21 protein-coding genes are annotated in these 22,977 nt (G+C 56.3%); 16 read left to right on the top strand and 5 right to left on the bottom strand.

The window, feature by feature from the left end:
- The first annotated feature begins 107 nt into the window (after positions 1-107).
- The 7 genes from ABLV11_RS24610 to deoD all read left to right on the top strand — a co-directional run bounded on the left by ABLV11_RS24610 (position 108) and on the right by deoD (position 8,067).
- The gene (locus tag ABLV11_RS24610) at positions 108-1,181 is read left to right on the top strand and encodes a patatin family protein (protein WP_004108471.1); all 1,074 of its coding nucleotides are present in this window, start codon (positions 108-110) and stop codon (positions 1,179-1,181) included.
- Entirely contained in the window at positions 1,178-1,957 is a 780-nt protein-coding gene (locus ABLV11_RS24605) for a metal-dependent hydrolase (protein ID WP_004110380.1), read from the top strand. The genes ABLV11_RS24610 and ABLV11_RS24605 overlap by 4 nt, the downstream gene beginning before the upstream one ends.
- Before the next feature lie 145 nt (positions 1,958-2,102).
- Complete coding sequence (locus ABLV11_RS24600) at positions 2,103-3,380, top strand: NupC/NupG family nucleoside CNT transporter (protein ID WP_004108467.1); 1,278 nt, start codon at positions 2,103-2,105, stop codon at positions 3,378-3,380.
- A gap of 414 nt (positions 3,381-3,794) precedes the next feature.
- Entirely contained in the window at positions 3,795-4,574 is a 780-nt protein-coding gene (gene deoC / locus ABLV11_RS24595) for a deoxyribose-phosphate aldolase (RefSeq protein WP_004098396.1), read from the top strand.
- Between the two features lie 78 nt (positions 4,575-4,652).
- Positions 4,653-5,975: a thymidine phosphorylase gene (gene deoA / locus ABLV11_RS24590; protein WP_004108464.1), complete on the top strand. Its 1,323-nt coding sequence runs from the start codon at positions 4,653-4,655 to the stop codon at positions 5,973-5,975.
- A gap of 52 nt (positions 5,976-6,027) precedes the next feature.
- Positions 6,028-7,251, top strand: coding sequence for a phosphopentomutase (deoB, locus tag ABLV11_RS24585; RefSeq protein ID WP_004108462.1), 1,224 nt, complete (start codon positions 6,028-6,030; stop codon positions 7,249-7,251).
- Positions 7,252-7,344: 93 nt separating this feature from the next.
- Positions 7,345-8,067 carry a purine-nucleoside phosphorylase gene (gene deoD, locus ABLV11_RS24580; protein WP_004108460.1) on the top strand — a complete coding sequence of 241 codons (723 nt, stop codon included), beginning with the start codon at positions 7,345-7,347 and terminating at the stop codon, positions 8,065-8,067.
- Positions 8,068-8,126: 59 nt separating this feature from the next.
- On the opposite strand, the gene lplA is transcribed toward deoD, so the two are convergent.
- Together lplA and ABLV11_RS24570 are read right to left on the bottom strand one after the other, a co-directional pair.
- A complete protein-coding gene (gene lplA / locus ABLV11_RS24575) occupies positions 8,127-9,143 on the bottom strand; it encodes a lipoate--protein ligase LplA (protein WP_348855960.1) in 1,017 nt (338 codons plus the stop codon).
- 10 nt (positions 9,144-9,153) lie between these two features.
- Positions 9,154-9,795, bottom strand: a complete 642-nt coding sequence (locus ABLV11_RS24570; protein WP_004108456.1) for a YtjB family periplasmic protein — start codon at positions 9,793-9,795, stop codon at positions 9,154-9,156.
- A 104-nt stretch (positions 9,796-9,899) separates the two neighbouring features.
- Between ABLV11_RS24570 and serB the strand changes: the two genes are divergently transcribed.
- The 3 genes from serB to nadR are packed head-to-tail and all read left to right on the top strand — an operon-like array spanning position 9,900 to position 13,517.
- Complete coding sequence (serB, locus tag ABLV11_RS24565; protein ID WP_004108454.1) at positions 9,900-10,871, top strand: phosphoserine phosphatase; 972 nt, start codon at positions 9,900-9,902, stop codon at positions 10,869-10,871.
- A 9-nt stretch (positions 10,872-10,880) separates the two neighbouring features.
- On the top strand, positions 10,881-12,263 hold the full coding sequence (gene radA, locus ABLV11_RS24560) for a DNA repair protein RadA (protein WP_004110386.1): 1,383 nt from the start codon (positions 10,881-10,883) through the stop codon (positions 12,261-12,263).
- 21 nt (positions 12,264-12,284) lie between these two features.
- Positions 12,285-13,517 (top strand): multifunctional transcriptional regulator/nicotinamide-nucleotide adenylyltransferase/ribosylnicotinamide kinase NadR, encoded by a 1,233-nt coding sequence (gene nadR, locus ABLV11_RS24555; protein WP_004108450.1) that lies wholly within the window; start codon positions 12,285-12,287, stop codon positions 13,515-13,517.
- Between the two features lie 189 nt (positions 13,518-13,706).
- Here the strand turns inward: nadR and ettA are convergent, their stop codons facing one another.
- Positions 13,707-15,374: an energy-dependent translational throttle protein EttA gene (gene ettA, locus ABLV11_RS24550; RefSeq protein WP_004108448.1), complete on the bottom strand. Its 1,668-nt coding sequence runs from the start codon at positions 15,372-15,374 to the stop codon at positions 13,707-13,709.
- 223 nt (positions 15,375-15,597) lie between these two features.
- On the opposite strand from ettA, the gene sltY reads away from it, so the two are divergent.
- Both sltY and trpR read left to right on the top strand, forming a co-directional pair.
- Positions 15,598-17,535: a murein transglycosylase gene (sltY, locus tag ABLV11_RS24545; RefSeq protein WP_126488397.1), complete on the top strand. Its 1,938-nt coding sequence runs from the start codon at positions 15,598-15,600 to the stop codon at positions 17,533-17,535.
- A gap of 117 nt (positions 17,536-17,652) precedes the next feature.
- Positions 17,653-17,985 (top strand): trp operon repressor, encoded by a 333-nt coding sequence (gene trpR / locus ABLV11_RS24540; RefSeq protein WP_004108439.1) that lies wholly within the window; start codon positions 17,653-17,655, stop codon positions 17,983-17,985.
- Here the strand turns inward: trpR and yjjX are convergent.
- Positions 17,966-18,487, bottom strand: a complete 522-nt coding sequence (yjjX, locus tag ABLV11_RS24535; protein ID WP_016809140.1) for an inosine/xanthosine triphosphatase — start codon at positions 18,485-18,487, stop codon at positions 17,966-17,968. The genes trpR and yjjX overlap by 20 nt on opposite strands.
- A 114-nt stretch (positions 18,488-18,601) precedes the next feature.
- On the opposite strand from yjjX, the gene gpmB reads away from it, so the two are divergent.
- Positions 18,602-19,249, top strand: coding sequence for a 2,3-diphosphoglycerate-dependent phosphoglycerate mutase GpmB (gene gpmB, locus ABLV11_RS24530; protein WP_004108435.1), 648 nt, complete (start codon positions 18,602-18,604; stop codon positions 19,247-19,249).
- On the opposite strand, the gene robA is transcribed toward gpmB, so the two are convergent.
- Positions 19,246-20,115 (bottom strand): MDR efflux pump AcrAB transcriptional activator RobA, encoded by an 870-nt coding sequence (robA, locus tag ABLV11_RS24525; RefSeq protein WP_004108433.1) that lies wholly within the window; start codon positions 20,113-20,115, stop codon positions 19,246-19,248. The two genes, gpmB and robA, sit on opposite strands and share 4 nt — an antisense overlap.
- A gap of 209 nt (positions 20,116-20,324) precedes the next feature.
- On the opposite strand from robA, the gene creA reads away from it, so the two are divergent.
- From creA to creC, 3 genes are read left to right on the top strand one after another with little or no spacing between them, the layout of a single operon-like run.
- The gene (creA, locus tag ABLV11_RS24520; RefSeq protein WP_004110391.1) at positions 20,325-20,798 is read left to right on the top strand and encodes a protein CreA; all 474 of its coding nucleotides are present in this window, start codon (positions 20,325-20,327) and stop codon (positions 20,796-20,798) included.
- A gap of 12 nt (positions 20,799-20,810) precedes the next feature.
- On the top strand, positions 20,811-21,497 hold the full coding sequence (gene creB, locus ABLV11_RS24515) for a two-component system response regulator CreB (protein ID WP_004108429.1): 687 nt from the start codon (positions 20,811-20,813) through the stop codon (positions 21,495-21,497).
- A 2-nt stretch (positions 21,498-21,499) separates the two neighbouring features.
- A complete protein-coding gene (gene creC / locus ABLV11_RS24510) occupies positions 21,500-22,924 on the top strand; it encodes a two-component system sensor histidine kinase CreC (protein WP_126488399.1) in 1,425 nt (474 codons plus the stop codon).
- The last annotated feature ends 53 nt before the right edge of the window (positions 22,925-22,977 follow it).

The following is a 22,977-nucleotide window of genomic DNA, read 5'->3' as shown; positions in this document are numbered from 1 at the left end:
AAATACCGTCTTACATAAAGCCAGTCAATGAGACTGGCTTTCTCTGTTTCAGGGCGTTAAAAATTGCGTTACCTTTGTTTTTATAATAAGCCAGACAGGAAAGCAGGGTGGGGCAGCGAATTCCCGTGACGTTGGGCAACATTACGCCGTTATCTGTTAAACCCTTCCAGCCGGGCAGGCTTGCGCTGGTGTGCGAAGGTGGGGGACAGAGGGGCATTTTTACCGCCGGGGTGCTGGACGAATTTATGCGCGCGGGATTTAACCCGTTCGATATGCTGTTTGGCACCTCTGCCGGGGCGCAAAATCTCTCGGCCTATCTGTGCAACCAGCCCGGCTATGCCCGCAAGGTGATCACCCGCTACACCACCGCCCGCGAGTTTTTCGACCCGATGCGTTTTGTCCGCGGAGGCAACCTCATCGATCTCGACTGGCTGGTCGACAGCACCGCCAAAAAAATGCCGCTGGCGATGGCTTATGCTGAAGACCGTTTTGCTCAGGGTAAAGAGTTCTGGATGTGCGCCTGCCGCGGCGATGATTATACGCCCAACTACTTTTCCCCTACCCAGCAAACCTGGCTCGATCTGATTCGCGCCTCCAGCGCGATTCCCGGTTTTTACCGCAGCGGCGTTATGCTGGATGGGGTGAGCTATCTGGACGGCGGCGTCAGCGATGCGATCCCGGTGCAGGAGGCCGCCCGTCGGGGCGCGCAAACAATTGTAGTGATCCGCACCGTGCCTTCGCAGATGTACTACACCCCGCAGTGGTTTAAACGGATGGAGCGCTGGCTTGGCGAAAGTAGCCTGCAGCCGTTTGTGAATCTGGTACAGCACCACGAAACCACCTATCGCTCCACACAAGAGTTCATTGAGAAGCCACCGGGTAAGCTGAGAATTCTGGAAATATATCCACAGAAGCCATTGAAAAGTATGGCGTTAGGCAGCCGTCTTCCTGCTTTACTGGAAGACTACAAAACCGGGCGCCAGTGCGGGCGCTATTTCCTCGCTACGGTCGGTAAACTGCTGGCCGACAGGCCTCCTTTGCTGCGTCATGCGCCACGCATTGCGGTACCGAAAACGGTGGTTATCCCGCCGGCGCCCGTGGCCAACGAGATCCCTCAGGTTCCGGTCATCGCGGCTGAGCAGGCCAATGATGCCAGCTTTGATAATGAGGACCTCGCGTGACCTTGCGATTTGTTGATACCCACTGTCACTTCGATTTCCCTCCTTTCACCGGCGACGAAACTGCCAGTATTGCCCGAGCGGCTCAGGCTGGCGTGAGGCAAATCATCGTACCGGCGACAGAAGCGGATAACTTTGCCCGCGTATTAGGGCTTGCGGCGCAGTATGCTCCGCTCTACGCGGCCCTGGGGCTTCATCCGATAGTAATTGAGCGGCATGAAGAAGAGAGTCTGGCGCGGCTTGAAGCCTGCCTGGCGAAACGCGATGCTAAGCTGATCGCGGTTGGGGAAATTGGCCTCGATCTCTATCGCGAAGATCCGCAGTTCGAGCGCCAGATTTCTCTCCTGGAGGCGCAGTTGCGTCTGGCGAAACGCTACGACTTGCCGGTCATCCTCCACTCCAGACGCACTCATGACAAGCTGGCGATGCTGCTAAAAAAGCACGCTTTACCGCGTACCGGCGTGGTGCACGGTTTTGCCGGTAGTCTTCAGCAAGCCGAACGCTTTGTCCAGCTGGGCTATAAAATCGGCGTTGGCGGTACCATTACCTACCCGCGCGCCAGCAAGACCCGCGACGTGATGGCGCAGCTACCGCTTTCTGCGCTGTTACTGGAGACCGATGCGCCGGATATGCCGTTAAACGGTTTCCAGGGGCAGCCGAACAGGCCTGAGCAAGCGGCTCGCGTCTTCACCGCCTTATGTGAGCTACGCTCTGAGCCTGCTGAAGAGATAGCTAATACCATGTTTTGTAATACAAAAGAGGTTTTTGCTATTTTATAACCTTTTATTGAGTGACTTGTGTCTCATTCCTGCCTTTTTATCTCATTGTTTTGCCTAAAATGTGTGAGCTGTGATGAGCGTGATGGTTCCATGCCGTTATAATCGCGGGGTTTTACGCTGAACTATCAATACACAGGGATTCTGTATGCAAATTATCATGGGACTTATCGGCATGGTGGTGCTGTTAGCCATCGCAGTGCTCCTCTCCAGTAATCGAAAAGCCATCAACCTGCGCACCGTCCTCGGCGCCTGGATTATCCAGGTGGGGATCGGCGCGTTAATTCTCTACGTGCCGGCCGGGCGCACGGCGCTGCTGGCCATGTCTAACGGCGTTGCCAACGTGATTGCTTACGGCAATGAAGGGATCGGCTTTATTTTCGGCGGTCTGGTTTCCGACAAGATGTTTGAGGTCTTCGGCGGCGGCGGGTTTGTTTTTGCCCTGCGCGTCCTGCCGGTCATTGTCTTCTTCTCATCGCTGATCGCCGTGCTTTATTACCTGGGCATTATGCAGTTTGTGATCCGCATACTCGGCGGGGCGCTGCGCGCGGTATTGAAAACCTCGCGCACGGAATCGCTCTCTGCCACGGCGAATATTTTCGTTGGCCAGACCGAAGCGCCGCTGGTCGTGCGTCCTTACATCGCCACCATGACGCGCTCTGAGCTGTTTGCGGTGATGTGCGGGGGCCTGGCTTCGGTCGCAGGCTCCGTTCTGGCCGGTTATGCCCAGATGGGCGTACCGTTGGAATATCTGATTGCCGCTTCATTTATGGCGGCACCGGGCGGCCTGCTGTTTGCGAAAATTATCGTGCCGGAAACCGAGCAGCCGCAAGATAGCCCGGCGCTGGAAAAAAATGACGCCGATCCGGAAGCGCCGGCAAACGTACTGGATGCTGCCGCATCCGGGGCAGCTTCGGGGATGCAGCTGGCGCTTAACGTTGGCGCGATGCTGCTGGCGTTTATCGCGCTGATTGCGCTGGTTAACGGGATCCTCTCCGGCGTGGGCGGCTGGTTTAACTACCCGGATCTGTCGCTGCAAATGATTCTCGGCTGGGTCTTCTCGCCGCTGGCGTGGGTGATTGGCGTTCCATGGAGTGAAGCCACCGTGGCCGGCTCATTTATCGGCCAGAAGCTGATCATCAATGAGTTTGTGGCCTATATGAATTTCGGCGAATATCTGAAAGCCGACGCCGAGGTGGCTGCCGCAGGTTTGCAGGTCATTTCAACCCACACTAAGGCCATTATCTCCTTTGCCCTTTGCGGTTTTGCCAACCTGTCATCCATTGCCATTCTGATTGGCGGTTTAGGCGGTATGGCGCCCAATCGCCGCCAGGAAATCGCACAGCTGGGCATGCGGGCGGTGGCGGCGGGTACGCTCTCAAATCTGATGAGCGCCACCATCGCAGGCGTCTTCCTCGCGCTATAACGCGTCCTTCAGCGAGAAAATACCGGCGGCGGCGCTGCCGCCGGTATTTTTACCACAATTGTTAAAATTCCATCATCCTGCAACGCTCTGTTTTTCCATCGTTAGTGCTCTTTTTCGCCGTTGTTCGCACAAAATGACCCTGCTGATATCGAGTTGTCGCGTTCGGATATGTTATAATAATAACATTCCGTCGGGCCGGAGATTGCTGTTTATGCTTATAAAGTGCTGTACGCTCATGAAGCCCGGGCTTGGCTATTTAGTGTGATTTTAATCACGTCAAAGTAATGCAAATTGGCAATTAGTTTTCATTAACTGTGATGTATATCGAAGTGTGGCGGCGAGGCAATGTTACAATAGTAACAGACTCGCAAGGTGAACAAACTTTTAACCGGCAATACGCCGTCGGAGTATGAAATGACTGATTTAACTGCAAGCAGCCTGCGCGCGTTGAAACTGATGGACCTGACCACCCTGAATGATGACGACACTAATGAGAAAGTGATCGCGTTGTGTCATCAGGCCAAAACACCGGTAGGGAATACCGCCGCAGTGTGTATCTACCCGCGCTTTATCCCGATCGCACGCAAAACGCTGAACGAACAGGGAACCCCGGATATCCGCATTGCGACGGTGACCAACTTCCCGCACGGTAACGATGATATCGATATTGCGCTGGCGGAAACCCGCGCGGCGATTGCCTACGGCGCGGATGAAGTCGACGTCGTGTTCCCTTATCGCGCGCTGATTGCGGGCAACGAACAGGTGGGTTTTGACCTGGTCAAAGCCTGTAAAGAAGCCTGCGCGGCAGCAAACGTGCTGCTGAAAGTCATTATCGAAACCGGCGAGCTGAAAGAAGAAGCGCTGATTCGTAAAGCGTCTGAAATTTCCATCAAAGCCGGCGCTGATTTTATCAAAACGTCGACCGGTAAAGTTCCGGTGAATGCGACCCCGGAAAGCGCGCGCATTATGCTGGAAGTCATCCGCGATATGGGTGTTCAGCAGAGCGTTGGCTTCAAACCGGCAGGCGGCGTGCGCAGCGCGGAAGACGCGCAAAAGTTCCTCGCCATTGCTGATGAGCTGTTCGGGGCCGACTGGGCCGATTCTCGCCACTATCGCTTCGGCGCTTCCAGCCTGCTGGCAAGCCTGCTGAAAGCGTTGGGTCACGGCGATGGTAAGAGCGCCAGCAGCTACTAATACGTAATTTGTCTGACCTTAAGGCCGGATGTCGTCCGGCCTGAGGCTGGTCTTTGACTCTTTCCTCGGGAGGTAATCTTGTTTCTCGCACAAGAAATTATTCGTAAAAAACGTGATGGTCATGCGCTGAGCGATGAAGAAATTCGTTTTTTCATTAACGGTATCCGCGATAACACCATCTCTGAAGGGCAGATCGCCGCGCTGGCGATGACCATTTTTTTCCACGATATGTCTATGCCGGAACGCGTTTCGCTGACCATGGCGATGCGGGATTCAGGAACCGTCCTCGACTGGAAGAGCCTTAATCTTAACGGCCCGATTGTCGATAAACACTCTACCGGCGGCGTAGGCGATGTGACTTCCCTGATGCTGGGGCCGATGGTCGCTGCCTGCGGCGGTTATGTACCGATGATCTCCGGGCGCGGACTCGGTCATACCGGCGGTACGCTGGACAAGCTGGAAGCGATCCCCGGTTTCGATATCTTCCCGGACGATAGCCGCTTCCGTGAAATCATTAAAGATGTCGGCGTCGCGATTATCGGGCAGACCAGCTCTCTGGCACCGGCGGACAAACGTTTTTACGCCACGCGTGATATCACCGCGACGGTGGACTCTATCCCTCTGATCACCGCCTCGATTCTCGCCAAGAAGCTGGCGGAAGGGCTGGACGCGCTGGTGATGGATGTCAAAGTCGGCAGCGGCGCCTTTATGCCTACTTATGAGCTTTCCGCCGCGCTGGCCGAAGCGATCGTCGGCGTTGCTAACGGCGCCGGCGTGCGGACGACAGCCCTGTTGACCGATATGAACCAGGTGCTGGCTTCCAGCGCCGGTAATGCGGTGGAAGTGCGGGAAGCCGTGCAGTTCCTCACCGGCGAGTACCGCAATCCGCGGCTGCTTGAGGTGACGATGGCGCTCTGCGTTGAGATGCTGATTTCCGGCAAGCTGGCGGAGAACGATGCCGATGCGCGGGCTAAGCTTCAGGCGGTGCTGGATAACGGTAAAGCCGCAGAAGTCTTTGGCCGGATGGTGGCGGCGCAAAAAGGCCCTGGCGATTTCGTGGAAAACTACGATAAATACCTGCCGGGCGCGATGCTAAGCAAAGCGGTCTACGCCGAAGGCGAAGGATTTGTTGCCGAAATGGACACTCGCGCGCTGGGCATGGCGGTGGTCTCTATGGGCGGCGGTCGCCGTCAGGCTGCAGATCTAATTGATTACAGCGTCGGCTTCACCGACATGGTTCCCCTCGGCGCGCGCATTGATACGCAGCAGCCGCTGGCGGTTATCCATGCGAAAGATGAGAACAGCTGGCAGGAAGCGGCCAAAGCAGTGAAAGCGGCCATAAAACTTGACGATAAAGCGCCTGAAATTACGCCGACAGTCTATCGTCGTATCACCGAATAGTTATATACTGATCTGATCGCTTTTTTGCAGCGCAAAAGGTACGGAGAATAATATGAAACGTGCATTTATTATGGTGCTGGACTCATTCGGCATCGGTGCGACTGAAGACGCTGAACGCTTTGGCGACGTCGGTTCAGACACCATGGGCCATATTGCAGAAGCTTGTGCCAAAGGCGAGGCTGACAACGGCCGTAAAGGTCCGCTCAATTTGCCTAATCTGACCCGCCTGGGGCTGGTTAAGGCCCATGAAGGTTCTACCGGTAAAGTTGCAGCCGGTATGGACGGCAACGCGGAAGTTATCGGCGCTTACGCATGGGCGCATGAGCTCTCTTCCGGCAAAGACACCCCGTCAGGCCACTGGGAAATCGCTGGCGTGCCGGTTCTGTTTGACTGGGGCTACTTTCCTGAGCATGAAAACAGCTTCCCGCAGGAGCTGCTTGATAAACTGGTTAAGCGCGCAAATCTGCCGGGCTACCTCGGCAACTGCCACTCTTCCGGTACCGTTATCCTCGATCAACTGGGCGAAGAGCATATGAAAACCGGCAAGCCGATTTTCTATACCTCTGCTGACTCGGTGTTCCAGATTGCCTGCCATGAAGAGACCTTTGGTCTCGATAAGCTGTACGAACTGTGCGAAATCGCGCGTGAAGAGCTGACCGAAGGCGGCTATAACATCGGCCGCGTTATTGCGCGTCCGTTTATCGGCGACAAAGCCGGTCACTTCCAGCGCACCGGTAACCGCCACGATCTGGCCGTTGAGCCGCCGGCACCGACGGTGCTACAGAAGCTGGTTGACGAGAAAAAGGGGCAGGTGGTTTCGGTCGGTAAAATCGCCGACATCTATGCCAACTGCGGCATTACCAAAAAAGTGAAGGCGACCGGCCTGGATGCGCTGTTTGACGCCACCATAAAAGAGATGAAAGAAGCGGGGGACGAAACCATCGTTTTCACCAACTTCGTGGACTTCGACTCTTCCTGGGGCCATCGCCGCGATGTTGCTGGCTATGCTGCGGGCCTGGAGCTGTTCGATCGCCGTCTGCCGGAGCTGATGGAACTGGTAGGGGAAGATGACATTCTGATCCTGACCGCTGACCACGGCTGCGACCCGACCTGGACCGGTACTGACCATACCCGCGAACATATTCCGGTACTGATTTATGGCCCGAAAGTGAAGCCGGGTTCGCTGGGTCACCGCGAAACCTTCGCCGATATCGGCCAGACTCTGGCAACGTACTTCGGTACGTCTCCGATGGAATACGGCAAAAACATGCTGTGATTTTTTGCCCGGTGAGTCACGCTCACCGGGCCTTTTTTGTCAGCCTGATTAGGCGTAGTCGCCATCAGGTATAACATTCAGAAGGATTTAACGATGGCTACTCCACACATTAACGCAGAAATGGGCGATTTCGCTGACGTTGTGCTGATGCCTGGCGACCCGCTGCGCGCGAAGCACATTGCCGAAACTTTCCTTGAAGATATCCGTGAAGTAAACAACGTCCGCGGTATGCTGGGCTTCACCGGTACCTATAAAGGCCGCAAAATTTCCGTTATGGGTCACGGTATGGGTATCCCCTCCTGCTCCATTTATGCGAAAGAGCTGATCACCGACTTCGGCGTCAAAAAAATCATTCGCGTAGGCTCCTGCGGCGCGGTGCGTATGGACGTTAAACTGCGCGACGTGGTTATCGGCATGGGCGCCTGCACCGACTCTAAAGTTAACCGTATGCGTTTCAAAGACCACGACTTTGCGGCGATTGCCGACTTTGGCATGGTGCGTAACGCGGTTGACGCGGCAAAAGCGCTGGGCGTTGACGCTCGCGTGGGCAACATCTTCTCTGCTGATCTGTTTTATGCGCCGGACGGCGGTGAGATGTTCGACGTAATGGAAAAATACGGCATTCTGGGCGTGGAAATGGAAGCGGCCGGGATCTACGGCGTCGCGGCGGAATTCGGTGCGAAAGCGCTGACCATCTGCACCGTATCTGACCACATCCGTACCCACGAGCAGACCACGGCTGCTGAACGCCAGACGACCTTCAACGATATGATCAAAATCGCGCTGGAATCCGTTCTGCTGGGCGATAAAGAGTAATCATCTCTTCCTCCCTCTCCCTATGGGAGAGGGGCGGGGCGACGTGATCTGACCGCACGTTAGCGTACCGCGCCGGCAATCCACGCCGACAGCTCACGCAGCTCTTTCTCCTGCTCCGGGAAATCAACGAATAAAGCCTCGCACTCCTGCTGGAGCATATCTGAGCGGTACAGGCAACCCTGCAGTCGGGCGGCAAGCGCTTCCAGCGGTGCCGGGTTAAGGCTGTCGGTAAAGACCTGAGTGCGCGTGATATGGCCTTTTTCGACGTCGAAATGGAGCTCTACGCCGCCCCAGGTAAAACGTTCGTCCAGCAGATGGCTGAAAGCCGGTGCCTGGCCAAAGTTCCACTCCCAGCTGCTCTGGCGAGCAAAGGTCGCGGCAAAATTCGGCAGGTCCGGCATTTTCTCCGGGGAGATCACTTCTGCAGTGACGCGTTCGCCGTAATGGGCGAAAAACGCCTCCTGGATCGCCTCGCAGACCTGCTGATGGGTAATGCCCGGCAGCAGCTCGACCAGATTGGCTACGCGCCCGCGTACGGAGGTAATGCCTTTAGCCTGCAGCTTTTTCTTATCGGGATTGAGGTAGTTGGCCAGACGGCTTAAATCGGCGTTCAGCAGCAGCGTTCCGTGGTGAAAGCCGCGAACCATCGTTTCGCGATAGGCGGAGCCGGAGACTTTTCGGTCGCCTTCAGCGGTTTTTACGACCAGATCGTTACGGCCTGAGGCTTCCGCCGTGACGCCCAGCGAATTCAGCGCCGTCAGGACGATTTTCGTGGAAACGGTTTTATCGTACTCTGGCTTTCCGGCCATAAAGGTAAAGCAGGTATTGCCCAGATCGTGGAATACCGCGCCGCCGCCGCTGCTGCGACGCGCCAGGCGCACGTTGTCTTCTTCCATACGTCGGGTGTTGCACTCTTTCCACGGATTTTGTGCGCGGCCAATGACCACCGTATCGGCGTTGCGCCACAGAAACAGCACCCGTTGAGTTGCGGGCATCTGGCGAAAAATGGACTCCTCAACCGCCAGATTGAACCAGGGGTCGTAAGAGTCAGAGAGCAGCAGGCGCAGCGTGGGCATAGCGATTTCCTTATTCTGATTCATCTTTATCTTCATCCTGCACCGGCTTATTGGCGGTGAGCAGGAAAGGCGATTGCTGCCAGCGGGTACGTTTACCCTGCAGCAGGGTGCGCGTCAGGACGACGCCGATGGCCAGAGATAGCAGCAGCATCAGACGCAGGATATTGGTGGTATTATCGACCTGCTGCGCTTCAGTGGCTAACGTGTGGGTATCCAGCGTCAGGCGCAGGTAGCCGAGCGGCCCGTTTTTACCCTGAACAGGCTCAACGATTTGCTGGTTGAAGTAGCCGCCCGCTTTTTTCCCGTCCAGCGCCAGCCGATCGCGTACCTCGACGCTTTCGCCGGAACGCGCCACCAGGTCACCCTGTTCGTCATACACGCCGGCGTCGAGGATCCGGCTTTTATGGGTAAGCTGGTCCAGCAGCTGGCTAATTCGCTTTTCGTCGGGAGTTTCGCTGTGCATCAGCGGCGCCAGGTTCAGCGTGACCTGCTGGGCGAGCGTGCGGGCCAGTTCTTCCAGCTGCGGATTGCGCTGCTTCTGGCTGTTCTGGCTAAACCACGAAGCGCCCTGCATAAGGGCGACGAGGAGTGCGAGACAGATCAGAACTATCACCGCGCGATGCAGCCGGAATTTAAGTTTTGCGCGTACCATATTCCACCTTTGAAAATTTGCAGCTTAATGTTGCCAGAAGCGCTGGTTACAAGGTAGCCTCATGCGTTATTTTCCTCGCCTGAATGAAGTTATGTGGAGCCGTGATGCCAAACAGTTTGACCTGGTGCGACCTGCCTGAAGATGTTTCCCAGTGGCCTGGATTGCCGCTTTCCCTGAGCGGTGATGAGGTTATGCCGTTGGATTATCATGCCGGACGTAGCGGCTGGCTGCTGTATGGTCGCGGTCTCAACAAGCGTCGTCTGACCGAGTGGCAGCGGGAGCTGGGGGCGGCCCTGGTGATTGTTGCCTCCTGGGCGGTTGACGACTATCAGGTGATTCGTCTGGCTGGTTCGTTAACGCTACGAGCGACCCGTCTGGCCCATGAGGCCGGGTTTGACGTCGCGCCGCTGGGGAAAATCCCGCATTTACGCACGCCGGGCCTGCTGGTTATGGATATGGACTCGACGGCGATTCAGATCGAGTGCATTGATGAAATCGCCAAACTGGCCGGTACCGGCGAGCTGGTCTCTGAAGTGACCGAGCGCGCGATGCGCGGCGAACTTGATTTCACCGCCAGCCTGCGTCAGCGGGTAGCAACGCTGAAAGATGCCGATGCCAATATTCTTCTGCAGGTGCGTGAAACGCTGCCGCTGATGCCGGGGCTGACCCAGCTGGTGCTGAAGCTGGAAACGCTCGGCTGGAAGGTGGCGATCGCCTCCGGCGGCTTCACCTTCTTTGCCGAGTATTTGCGCGACAAGCTGCATCTCGACGCGGTGTTCGCCAACGAACTGGAGATCATGGACGGTAAGCTGACCGGCAACGTCATCGGCGATATCGTCGATGCGAAATATAAAGCCAGTACGCTGCGTAAACTGGCGGAAAAGTATGAAATCCCGCCGGCGCAAACCGTCGCTATTGGCGATGGCGCAAACGATCTGCCGATGATTAAAGCGGCAGGACTCGGCATCGCCTATCATGCTAAGCCCAAAGTGAATGAACTGGCGGAAGTGACAATCCGCCACGCTGACCTGATGGGGGTATTCTGTATTCTCTCCGGCAGCATGAATCAAAAGTAAGAGGTTAACGTGGCGAAAGCTCCAAAACGCGCATTTGTCTGTAATGAATGCGGTGCGGATTATCCGCGCTGGCAGGGGCAGTGCAGCGCCTGTCATGCCTGGAATACCATAACCGAGATGCGCATTGCCGCTTCGCCGCAGGTGGCAAGAAACGAACGCCTGTCAGGTTACGCCGGTAATGCCGGCGTATCGAAGGTGCAAAAGCTCTCCGATATCAGCCTCGAAGCGCTGCCGCGCTTTTCGACCGGATTTAAAGAATTTGACCGCGTGCTCGGCGGCGGCGTGGTGCCGGGAAGCGCGATTCTGATCGGCGGTAACCCCGGCGCGGGCAAGTCGACGCTGCTGCTGCAAACCCTGTGTAAGCTCTCCGAAGGCATGAAAACGCTCTACGTCACCGGGGAAGAGTCGCTTCAGCAGGTGGCGATGCGCGCTCACCGCTTAGGTCTGCCCACCGCCAACCTGAATATGCTGTCAGAAACCAGCATTGAGCAGATTTGCCAGATTGCCGACGAAGAAAAGCCGCAGCTGATGGTTATCGACTCCATCCAGGTGATGCATATGGCCGACGTGCAGTCGTCGCCGGGCAGCGTGGCTCAGGTGCGCGAAACGGCGGCCTATTTAACGCGCTTTGCCAAGACGCGCGGCGTGGCGATCGTCATGGTCGGCCACGTGACCAAAGACGGCTCGCTGGCCGGGCCGAAAGTGCTGGAGCACTGTATTGACTGCTCCGTGCTGCTCGACGGCGACGCCGATTCTCGTTTTCGCACCTTGCGCAGCCATAAAAACCGCTTCGGCGCAGTCAACGAGCTGGGCGTATTCGCTATGACCGAGCAGGGGCTACGTGAAGTGAGCAACCCCTCGGCTATCTTCCTGAGCCGCGGTGACGAAGTGACTTCGGGCAGTTCGGTAATGGTGGTCTGGGAAGGTACCCGACCGCTGCTGGTGGAGATCCAGGCGCTGGTCGATCACTCAATGATGTCCAACCCGCGCCGCGTGGCGGTGGGGCTGGAGCAGAACCGTCTGGCGATCCTGCTGGCGGTACTGCATCGTCACGGTGGTCTGCAGATGGCTGACCAGGACGTGTTCGTCAACGTTGTTGGCGGTGTGAAGGTCACCGAAACCAGCGCCGACCTGGCGCTGCTGCTGGCGATGGTTTCCAGCCTGCGCGACCGTCCTCTGCCGCAGGACCTGGTGGTTTTCGGCGAAGTGGGTCTGGCGGGCGAAATTCGCCCGGTGCCGAGCGGCCAGGAGCGTATTTCCGAAGCGGCTAAGCATGGTTTTCGTCGGGCGATTGTGCCGGCCGCGAATGTGCCGAAAAAAGTGCCGGAAGGGATGCAAATCTTTGGCGTGAAAAAGCTTGCGGACGCGCTAAGCGTCTTTGACGACTTATAATAAGTTAAAAGGAGACTCGCCATGTCGTCATTTGACTATTTAAAAAGCGCCATAAAGCAGAAGGGCTGTACGCTACAGCAGGTGGCGGACGCCAGCGGAATGACAAAAGGCTACCTGAGCCAGCTGCTGAACGCCAAAATTAAAAGCCCCAGCGCGCAAAAGCTGGAAGCGCTGCACCGGTTTCTCGGGCTTGAGTTTCCGCGTCGGCAAAAAAGCGTTGGCGTGGTATTTGGTAAGTTTTACCCGCTGCACACCGGGCACATCTACTTGATTCAGCGCGCCTGTAGCCAGGTCGATGAGCTGCATATCATTATGGGCTACGACGATCCCCGCGATCGCGAGCTGTTTGAAAAGAGCGCGATGTCGCAGCAACCGACCGTGCCTGACCGCCTGCGCTGGCTGCTGCAAACGTTCAAATATCAAAAAAATATCCGCATCCACGCCTTCAATGAAGAGGGAATGGAGCCTTATCCGCACGGCTGGGACGTCTGGAGCCGCGGGATCCGCGCCTTTATGAGCGAGAAGGGCATTGAGCCTAACTGGATCTACACCTCGGAAGAGGGCGACGCGCCGCAGTATCTGGATCATCTGGGGATTGAAACCGTTCTTATCGATCCTAAACGCACCTTTATGAACATCAGCGGCGGACAGATTCGTGAGAATCCGTTCCGCTATTGGGAATATATTCCTACCGAAGTGAAGCCCTTTTTCGTACGCACGGTGGCGATCCTCGGCGGTGAGTCGAGCGGGAAGTCGACGCTGGTGAATAAGCTTTCCAATATCTTTAATACCACCAGCGCCTGGGAGTATGGCCGCGACTACGTCTTTTCGCACCTCGGCGGCGATGAGATGGCGCTGCAATATTCCGACTATGACAAAATCGCTCTCGGTCATGCGCAGTATATTGATTTTGCAGTAAAATATGCCAATAAAGTGGCATTTATCGATACTGACTTTGTCAGTACTCAGGCGTTTTGTTTGAAGTATGAAGGGCGGGAACATCCCTTTGTTCAGGCGCTGATCGATGAGTATCGCTTCGACCTGGTCATTCTGCTGGAAAACAACACGCCGTGGGTAGCCGATGGCTTGCGAAGCCTTGGCAGCTCCGTAGACCGTAAAGAGTTCCAGTCGCTGCTGGTGTCGCTGCTCAGGGAGAACGAGATAGATTTTGTGCATGTGAAAGAGGCTGATTACGACGCCCGCTTCCTGCGCTGCGTTGAGCTGGTGAAAGAGATGATGGGCGAGCAGGGATAGGCCTTCTGCGGCCTGATGCCGCATGAATCCCTGGCCCGGCTAAGCGCAGCGTGAGCCGGGGAAATGGCTGAAGCGGTATTGCAGTTGGTTTCCCGGCTGGCGGCATGAATGCCTGAGCCGGGCTACAACACTCTTCCGGCGGGAGAGAGACAAATACTAAAAAGGGCAACCTGCGTTGCCCTTATGCTCTTATTTCGCAATACGTTTGTACTTGATACGCTTCGGCTCCAGCGCATCGGCGCCGAGGGTGCGTTTCTTATACTCTTCGTATTCGGTAAAGTTACCTTCGAAGAACTCCACCTTACCTTCATCCTGGTAGTCCAGAATGTGGGTCGCGATGCGGTCGAGGAACCAGCGGTCGTGCGAGATAACCATCGCGCAGCCCGGGAACTCCAGCAGGGCGTTTTCCAGCGCGCGCAGGGTTTCGATATCCAGGTCGTTGGTCGGTTCATCGAGCAGCAGGACGTTACCGCCAACCTGCAGCAGCTTCGCCAGGTGCAGACGACCGCGCTCACCGCCGGACAGTTCGCCAACGCGCTTGCCCTGGTCAACGCCTTTGAAGTTAAAGCGGCCCACGTAGGCGCGGCTCGGCATCTCGGTGTTGCCGATCTTCATGATATCCAGGCCGCCGGAAACTTCTTCCCACACGGTTTTGCTGTTGTCCATAGCGTCGCGGAACTGATCGACGGAGGCCAGCTTGACGGTTTCACCCAGGGTGATAGAACCGGCGTCAGGCTGTTCCTGACCGGACATCATGCGGAACAGGGTCGATTTACCCGCGCCGTTAGGACCGATGATGCCGACGATAGCGCCCTTCGGTACTGAGAAGCTCAGATCGTCAATCAGCACGCGGTCGCCGTAGGACTTACGCAGATTGCTGACTTCCACGACTTTATCCCCCAGACGCGGGCCTGGCGGAATAAACAGTTCGTTGGTTTCGTTACGTTTCTGATACTCGACGTTGTTAAGCTCTTCAAAGCGCGCCAGACGGGCCTTACCCTTAGACTGACGGCCCTTCGCGCCCTGACGGACCCACTCCAGCTCTTTCTCGATTGACTTACGACGCGCCGCTTCCTGAGAAGCTTCCTGCGCCAGACGCTGGTCTTTCTGCTCCAGCCAGGAGGAGTAGTTACCTTCCCACGGAATACCTTCGCCGCGGTCAAGCTCAAGGATCCAGCCGGCCACGTTGTCGAGGAAGTAACGGTCGTGGGTAATCGCCACCACGGTACCTTCGAAGTCGTGAAGGAAACGTTCCAGCCACGCTACGGATTCCGCATCCAGGTGGTTAGTCGGTTCGTCGAGCAGCAGCATGTCTGGCTTTTCAAGCAGCAGACGGCACAGCGCGACGCGGCGGCGTTCACCCCCGGAGAGATTGGCGATTTTCGCGTCCCAGTCCGGCAGACGCAGGGCATCTGCGGCGCGCTCCAGCTGCACGTTCAGGTTATGGCCGTCGTGCGCCTGGATAATCTCTTCAAACTTGCCCTGCTGAGCGGCGAGCTTGTCGAAGTCGGCATCCGGCTCAGCGTACTTCGCGTACACCTCGTCCAGACCTTTCAGCGCATTGACCACTTCGGCCACCGCCTCTTCAACCGACTCACGTACGGTCTGCTCTGGATTGAGCTGCGGCTCCTGCGGCAGATAGCCGATTTTCAGGCCCGGCTGCGGACGAGCTTCGCCTTCGATATCGGTATCAATGCCGGCCATGATGCGTAGCAGGGTAGACTTACCGGCGCCGTTCAGACCGAGAACACCGATTTTTGCGCCAGGGAAGAAGCTCAGGGAGATATTTTTCAGAATATGACGTTTCGGCGGAACCACTTTGCCGACACGATGCATGGTATAAACGAATTGAGCCACGTTGGACTTCGCCTCTCATTTATAATGATAGATAGTTTTCAAAGGCGAAGTGTAGCCTTTTTCGCGCTTTAATCCCAGCGAGGCGATGGGTTTCACAAAAGAGTAAAAAAATGTCCGGGACGTGGCGCGATTCGCGTTGTCTGATTAGCATATCTACGTAATACCTGAAATTTTTGCCCGCGGCATGATGCTGCTGTGATGTACCTGAATAGAGGAAGAGCTTGTGGAAAAAGCCAAAACTGTGACGTGGCGTCTTCTGGCCGCCGGCGTAAGTCTGCTGACGTTAAGCCAACTGGCGCATGCGGATTCACTGGATGAACAGCGCAGCCGCTATGCTCAAACTAAACAGGCATGGGACAACCGACAGATGGATGTCGTCAATCAGCTGATGCCCACCCTGACGACCTATCCGCTTTATCCTTATCTCCAGTATCGTCAGATAACCGACGAGCTGATGAACCAACCGGCGCTGGTGGTCACCAATTTTATCGCCGCTAACCCTACGCTGCCTCCCGCACGATCGCTGAAATCCCGCTTTGTTAACGAACTGGCGCGTCGCGACGACTGGCGAGGCCTGCTGGCGTTTAGCCCGGAGAAACCGACCGGCACCGAAGCGCAGTGTAATTACTACTATGCGAAATGGAACGTCGGCCAGACTCAGGAAGCCTGGGATGGGGCGAAAGCGCTGTGGCTGAGCGGCAAAAGCCAGCCAAACGCCTGCGATCGGCTATTTGGCGCCTGGCGGGCCTCAGGTCAGCAGGATCCGTTGGCCTATCTTGAACGGATCCGTCTGGCGATGAAGGCGGGAAATACCAGCCTGGTAAGGGTTCTGGCTCAACAGATGCCGTCTGATTATCAAACGATTGCGACGGCGGTTATCGCGCTGGCTAACGATCCGAATAGCGTTATGACCTTTGCCCGTACAACCGGCGCAACGGATTTTACCCGCCAGATGGCGGCGGTCGCCTTTGCCAGCGTTGCGCGGCAGGACGTGGAAAATGCGCGCCTGATGATCCCTTCATTAGCGCAGGCGCAGCAGCTTAATGAAGATCAAATCCAGGAGCTGCGTGACATCGTCGCCTGGCGACTGATGGGCAGCGACGTGACCGAAGAGCAGGCCATCTGGCGCGACGACGCTATCATGCGCTCCCAATCGACTTCGTTGGTGGAGCGCCGGGTACGTATGGCGCTTGGTCTTGGCGATCGTCGCGGCCTGAATACCTGGCTGGCGCGTTTGCCGATGGAAGCGAAAGAGAAGGATGAATGGCGCTACTGGCAGGCCGATCTGCTGCTGGAGCGCGGGCGCGATGATGAAGCGAAAGATATTCTGCGCTCGCTGATGCAGCAGCGCGGTTTCTACCCGATGGTCGCAGCCCAGCGCCTGGGCGAGGAGTACACTTTCCGTATTGATAAAGCTCCCGCTAATCTCGATCCGGCGCTGACCTCCGGGCCGGAAATGGCGCGAGTCCGCGAGCTCATGTACTGGAATATGGACAATACCGCCCGCAGCGAGTGGGCCAATCTGGTCACCAGCAAGACCAAAGATCAGCAGGCACAGCTGGCGCGTTACGCGTTTAATCAGAACTGGTGGGATCTCAGCGTTCAGGCCACGATCGCCGGGAAACTGTGGGATCAGCTGGAAGAGCGTTTCCCGCTGGCCTATAACGATCTTTTCAAACGCTACATCAGCGGGAAAGATATTCCGCAAAGCTACGCGATGGCCATTGCGCGTCAGGAGAGCGCCTGGAACCCGAAAGCCGGTTCACCGGTAGGTGCCCGCGGTCTGATGCAGATTATGCCGGGTACGGCGACGCATACGGTGAGCATGTTCAGTATCCCTGGCTATAGCGGTCCATCGCAGCTGCTGGATCCGGAAATGAACATCAACATTGGTACCAGCTATCTGCAGTATGTTTATCAGCAGTTTGGCAATAACCGTATCTTCGCCTCAGCGGCCTATAACGCCGGGCCAGGGCGGGTGCGCACGTGGCGGGGCAACAGCGGCGGCCGTATTGACGCGGTGGCGTTCGTCGAGAGCATTCCGTTCTCTGAAACGCGCGGCTACGTCAAAAACGTTTTGTCCTATGATGCCTACTATCGCTATTTTATGGGCCAGAAAGATGCTCTGCTGAGCGATGCGGAGTGGAAGCTGCGCTACTAGCGCTGTCGTTTTCGGGCAACATAGCAAAAGGCGATGTTGCCCGAAATCCGTAGAGTCCGGACAGAAGTATGTTATGCTTTGTACTCGTTAGTGAGTACATCCGACAGGTGGCGTAACATGACCCAACAATCCCCCTATTCAGCAGCGGTAGCCGAACAGCGTCATCAGGAGTGGCTGCGTTTTGTCGCGCTCTTACAGCAGGCGTACGCCGACGATCTTCATCTGCCGCTTTTACAGCTTATGCTGACCCCCGACGAGCGCGAGGCGCTGGGTACGCGGGTACGTATTATTGAAGAGCTGCTGCGCGGTGAGATGAGCCAGCGCGAGCTAAAAAATGAACTCGGCGCCGGCATCGCGACTATCACCCGCGGTTCGAACAGCCTCAAGTCAGCGCCGCCGGAGCTGCGTTTATGGCTGGAGCAGTCGTTGTTTAACGCTGGCGATAAATAGCGTTATGAAACGGACTTAGCGCCAGCACGACGGCCTGATGATAAACGCTGCTGCGGGTCAGTTTTCCGGCCGTAAATACGCCAATTGCGCCCTCTTTACGGCCAATTTCATCGATGCCGGTATGCTGAGACATCACTGGACCCAGCGCTTCCCCTGCCTGAACTTTTTCAAGAATGACCTGCGGCAGCGGTAGGGTTGCCGAGCGCGCTTCGCCGCGCAGGCTACCGTTATCGATGATCACCCAGCTAAAAGTGCTGCCCTCGTCGATTCCGGCTTCAATGGCGACCCAGAAGTCCGCATTTGGCTGCGCAAGACGCGCGTTAGCCACGCGATTTCGTGCGCCAGCGCGCGTTTCGTCGCTGCCAAAAGGCTGTTCCGGCACGCCGCTCTCGACGGAGACGGACTCAATGTGGCAGGATCCTTCGCCGAAGATCTCGTTGAAAGCCTGCAGAATTGCCTGAATTTTGGCGGGATTAGTGGTAGCTGAGACAACATGGTGCATAATCAAAATAACTCAGAATGACTTAACATCATCGCAGTATACTCCAAACCCTTCTTGTTGCAGGCGGCTATGCTTGAAGCGAGAGGGTTAAGAGCTCATAACGGATAATAAAGCATGTTACAGGTATACCTTGTTCGCCACGGTGAAACGCAGTGGAACGCCGAGCGACGTATTCAGGGCCAGTCCGACAGTCCGCTTACCGCCCACGGTGAGCGTCAGGCCTGGCAGGTAGGCGAGCGCGCCAGAACGCTGGGGATTACGCATATAATTGCCAGCGACTTAGGTCGGACGCGGCGTACCGCAGAAATCATCGCTGAAGCCTGCGGATGCAGCGTCATAACCGATTCACGCTTGCGTGAGCTGGATATGGGCGTGCTGGAAAAGCGCCATATTGACTCGCTAAGCGAAGAAGAAGAGGGCTGGCGTCGCCAGCTGGTCAACGGCACGCCCGATGGGCGTATCCCGCAGGGGGAATCGATGCAGGAGCTGAGCGAGCGTATGCATGCGGCGCTGGCATCTTGCCTGGAACTGCCCGCAGGCAGCCGGCCGCTGTTGGTGAGCCACGGCATGGCGCTGGGATGTCTGGTGAGTACGATTCTTGGTTTGCCGGCATACGCGGAGCGACGTCTGCGTCTGCGCAACTGCTCCATTTCCCGCGTTGACTATCAGCAGAGCCCCTGGCTGGCGTCAGGATGGGTAGTGGAAACCGCGGGGGATGTTTCGCATCTTGATGCCCCCGCGATGGATGAACTACAGCGTTAACGACGAATCGGGATCAGGTATTCGCAGCGTAGCTGAATGGGCGGTTCCTGATTCCGGCTTTCATCTTCCGGAAAGAAACGTTCGATATCCAGACCTTTACGGCGGGTGAGGTTGAGCATCGGCATGCAGGTGCCGTAAACCGTCAGAATAAATTCCTGTAACCCGGTACCCAATCCTTCGTAGGTAAACATCACGTACTCGCCGCCTTCCAGCGTCACCGGATGGGCGTTGTGCAGGTGACCGTTAGCCAGCTCCGGCGTCAGCGCGGTGGTGTAGAACACCTCCTGCTCATCGTCTTTATCCATGCTGGGGCGCGGTTCGTGCAGGCCGTACAGCGTCGGAGGAATTGACGGCGTATTGGCGAGGAATTCACGCCAGAACTGAACGCGCATCTGATTACGGAAATCGGAGATCTCTTCCAGCTTACAGGTATAGCTCTGAGTGACGCCAACCAGCTGAGTGGTGTTCAGCGTGACGAATTCATACTGCGGCATGGTGAACTCGCCCAGACGCAGCGGAGGGCGCATACCGTAAGAACTCCAGTCTGGAGAGCGTCGATAGAGGGCTGGCGTCAGCGAAAACTGCTTTTTGAAAGCACGCGTAAACGTCTGCTGCGAATCAAAACGATACTGCAGCGCGATATCGAGAATCGGACGTGCGGTCAGGCGCAGGGCAACCGCTGACTTAGATAAGCGACGGGCGCGAATATAGGCACCGATGGCGTGGCCGGTGACGTCCTTGAACATTCTTTGCAGATGCCACTTGGAATAACCTGCCTTCGCTGCCACATTGTCCAGTGAGAGTGGCTGATCCAGGTGACCTTCCAGCCAGCTAAGGAGATCGCGAATAATCCCTGCTTGATCCATAAAATATCCCCATCCTTAAACTCAGGTGCCTGATACTAAAGGTAGCGGATAATAGCATTTTTTGATGTTTTAGCATTCAGTGTTTTTTTTGCTTTTAAATGCGATTATTCCACAAGTATCGGTGGTAATTTTGTAAAGCTGTGATCTATAAAACTTTTCTTCATAATGAGTGATAATCACTCAGCTAAATTTTTAAGAATGGTAACAATATGAAATACAAGAAGTTAGTTGCAGGAATGTTTTTACTGGCCGGCTGTCAGGTGGCCCAGGCGGAGCAAATCGGCTCCGTGGATACGGTATTTAAGTTTCTTGGTCCGGATCATAAAATCGTCGTGGAGGCCTTTGACGATCCGGATGTCCAGAACGTGACGTGCTACATCAGTCGCGCGAAAACCGGCGGAATTAAAGGCGGGTTAGGCCTGGCGGAAGATACCTCTGATGCCGCAATTTCCTGTCAGCAGGTGGGGCCCATTGAGCTGACGGATAAAATTAAAAACGGGAAAAAGCAGGGCGATGTGGTATTCCAGAAACGCACCTCGCTGGTTTTTAAAAAGCTGCAGGTCGTGCGTTTTTATGATGCGAAACGCAATGCGCTGGTCTATCTGACCTATTCAGATAAAATCGTTGATGGCTCGCCGAAGAATGCGCTTAGCGCCGTGCCGATTATGCCATGGAATAAATAACAGGGAACGCCGATGCAACAACCGCGGATCTGGTTGGTGGAAGATGAGCTCAGCATTGCCGATACGCTTGTCTACATGCTGCAACAGGAAGGATTTATCGTTACGGCGTTTGAGCGCGGGCTACCCGCTCTGGATGCCGCCCATCATCAAATACCCGACCTGGCGATCCTCGACGTCGGGCTGCCGGATATCAGCGGTTTTGAGCTATGCCGTCGTCTGCTGGCCCGCTATCCGGCGTTGCCGGTGCTGTTCCTGACGGCCCGCAGCGAAGAGGTGGATAAGCTGCTTGGCCTGGAAATCGGCGCCGATGATTATATCGCCAAGCCCTTTTCCCCTCGTGAAGTGTGCGCCAGGGTGCGCACCGTCCTGCGGCGGCTGCAAAAATTTGCCGCGCCTTCGCCGCTGCTACGGGTAGGGGAATTTACTCTGCATGACGCTGCGGCTCAGGTTACGTGGTGCGGACAGCCCCTGAATCTGACCCGCTATGAGTTTTTATTATTAAAAACGCTGCTTCACTCTCCCGGCCGCATTTTTTCTCGCCAGCTGCTGATGGAGCAAGTTTGGGGCGACGCGAACGAGAGCTTCGATCGCACCGTGGATACCCATATCAAAACGCTGCGCGCGAAGCTGCGAGAAGTTAACCCCAATATCTCCCCTATTAGTACGCATCGCGGCATGGGATACAGCCTTGGAGGTTAGTGATGCGCATCGGAATGCGGCTGCTGCTGGGCTATTTTTTGATTGTCGCTATCGCGGCCTGGTTTGTGCTTTCCATCTTTGTCCAGGAGATTAAGCCCGGGGTGCGGCGGGCAACGGAAGGTACGCTGATTGATACGGCCACCTTGCTTGCCGAGTTGGCCCGCGAGGATTTACTCTCCGCCGATCCCCAGCATGGGCGGCTGGCCCAGGCTTTCCAGTCGCTTCATCGACAACCGATTAACGCCAATATCGCCGGCATTAATAAAGTGCGTAACGAATATCATATCTATCTGACCGACGCGCAGGGCAAAGTGGTATTTGATTCGGCGGGCAAAGCGCTGGGACAGGACTATTCGCGCTGGAACGATGTCTGGCTCACTTTACGCGGTCAATATGGGGCGCGCAGTACCCGCAGCGACCCGAACGACGACAACAGCTCGGTGATGTATATTGCCGCGCCGGTGAGCGACAATGGCCGGATCATTGGCGTGCTGAGCGTTGGGAAACCCAATCTGGCCATGGCCCCGGTAATCAAACGCAGCGAGCGCCGTATTCTGTGGGCCGGAGGCGCGCTGCTGGGTATCGCGCTACTGATCGGCGCCGGGATGGTGTGGTGGATTAATTTCTCCATCGGCAAGCTGGTTCGCTACGCGGACTCCGTGACCGCCGACCGCCCGGTTCCGTTGCCGGATGTCGGCGGCAGCGAACTGCGTAGGCTGGCGCAGGCGCTGGAGAGTATGCGCCTTAAGCTGGAAGGAAAAAACGCCATTGAAAACTACGTGTATGCCTTGACCCATGAGCTGAAGAGCCCGCTGGCGGCGATTCGCGGCGCGGCAGAAATTCTCCAGGAAGCGCCTCCGCCTGAGATCGCCGCGCGTTTTACCCGTAATATCCTGGCGCAGAATGCGCGTATGCAGTCGCTAGTAGAAAATTTACTCCAGCAGGCCCGACTGGAGAATCGGCTGGAGATCGCCAGGCGTCCCGTCTCTGTAGCGGCGCTTTTTCGCCGCCTTGCCGAGGAGCGAGAGATCGCGCTGGCGGCGAAAAACCTCAGGCTACGCTGGCAGGAGACAACCCTGACGGTTGAGGGCGATCGCGAGCTTTTGGCGCAGGCGTTGGGCAATCTCCTTGATAACGCTATCGATTTCACTCCTGTGGAAGGAGAGATCCTGCTTGGCGCGGAAGAAAACGATGGCGGCGTACTCTTGACCGTAAGCGATACGGGAAGCGGTATTCCAGACTATGCGCTGGGGCGTATTTTTGAGCGTTTCTACTCACTGCCGCGCGACGATGGACATAAAAGCAGCGGCCTGGGGCTGGCATTTGTGCGTGAGGTTGCGCGCCTGCATCAGGGGGATATTCAGCTGATTAATCGCCCTGAAGGCGGGGCGTGCGCTTTGCTGAGACTTCACGCTCACTTCACATAGCTTCAAACTCTCCCCACATAGCCTCATTAAGGTGAGCGCATCACTAAGGAGAG

It is taken from the genome of Klebsiella sp. GW_Kp181 (assembly GCF_040062315.1).
Lineage (GTDB): Bacteria > Pseudomonadota > Gammaproteobacteria > Enterobacterales > Enterobacteriaceae > Klebsiella > Klebsiella oxytoca.
The sequence above is the reverse complement of the archived record's forward strand: the minus strand, read 5'-3'. Positions and strand labels throughout refer to the sequence as shown.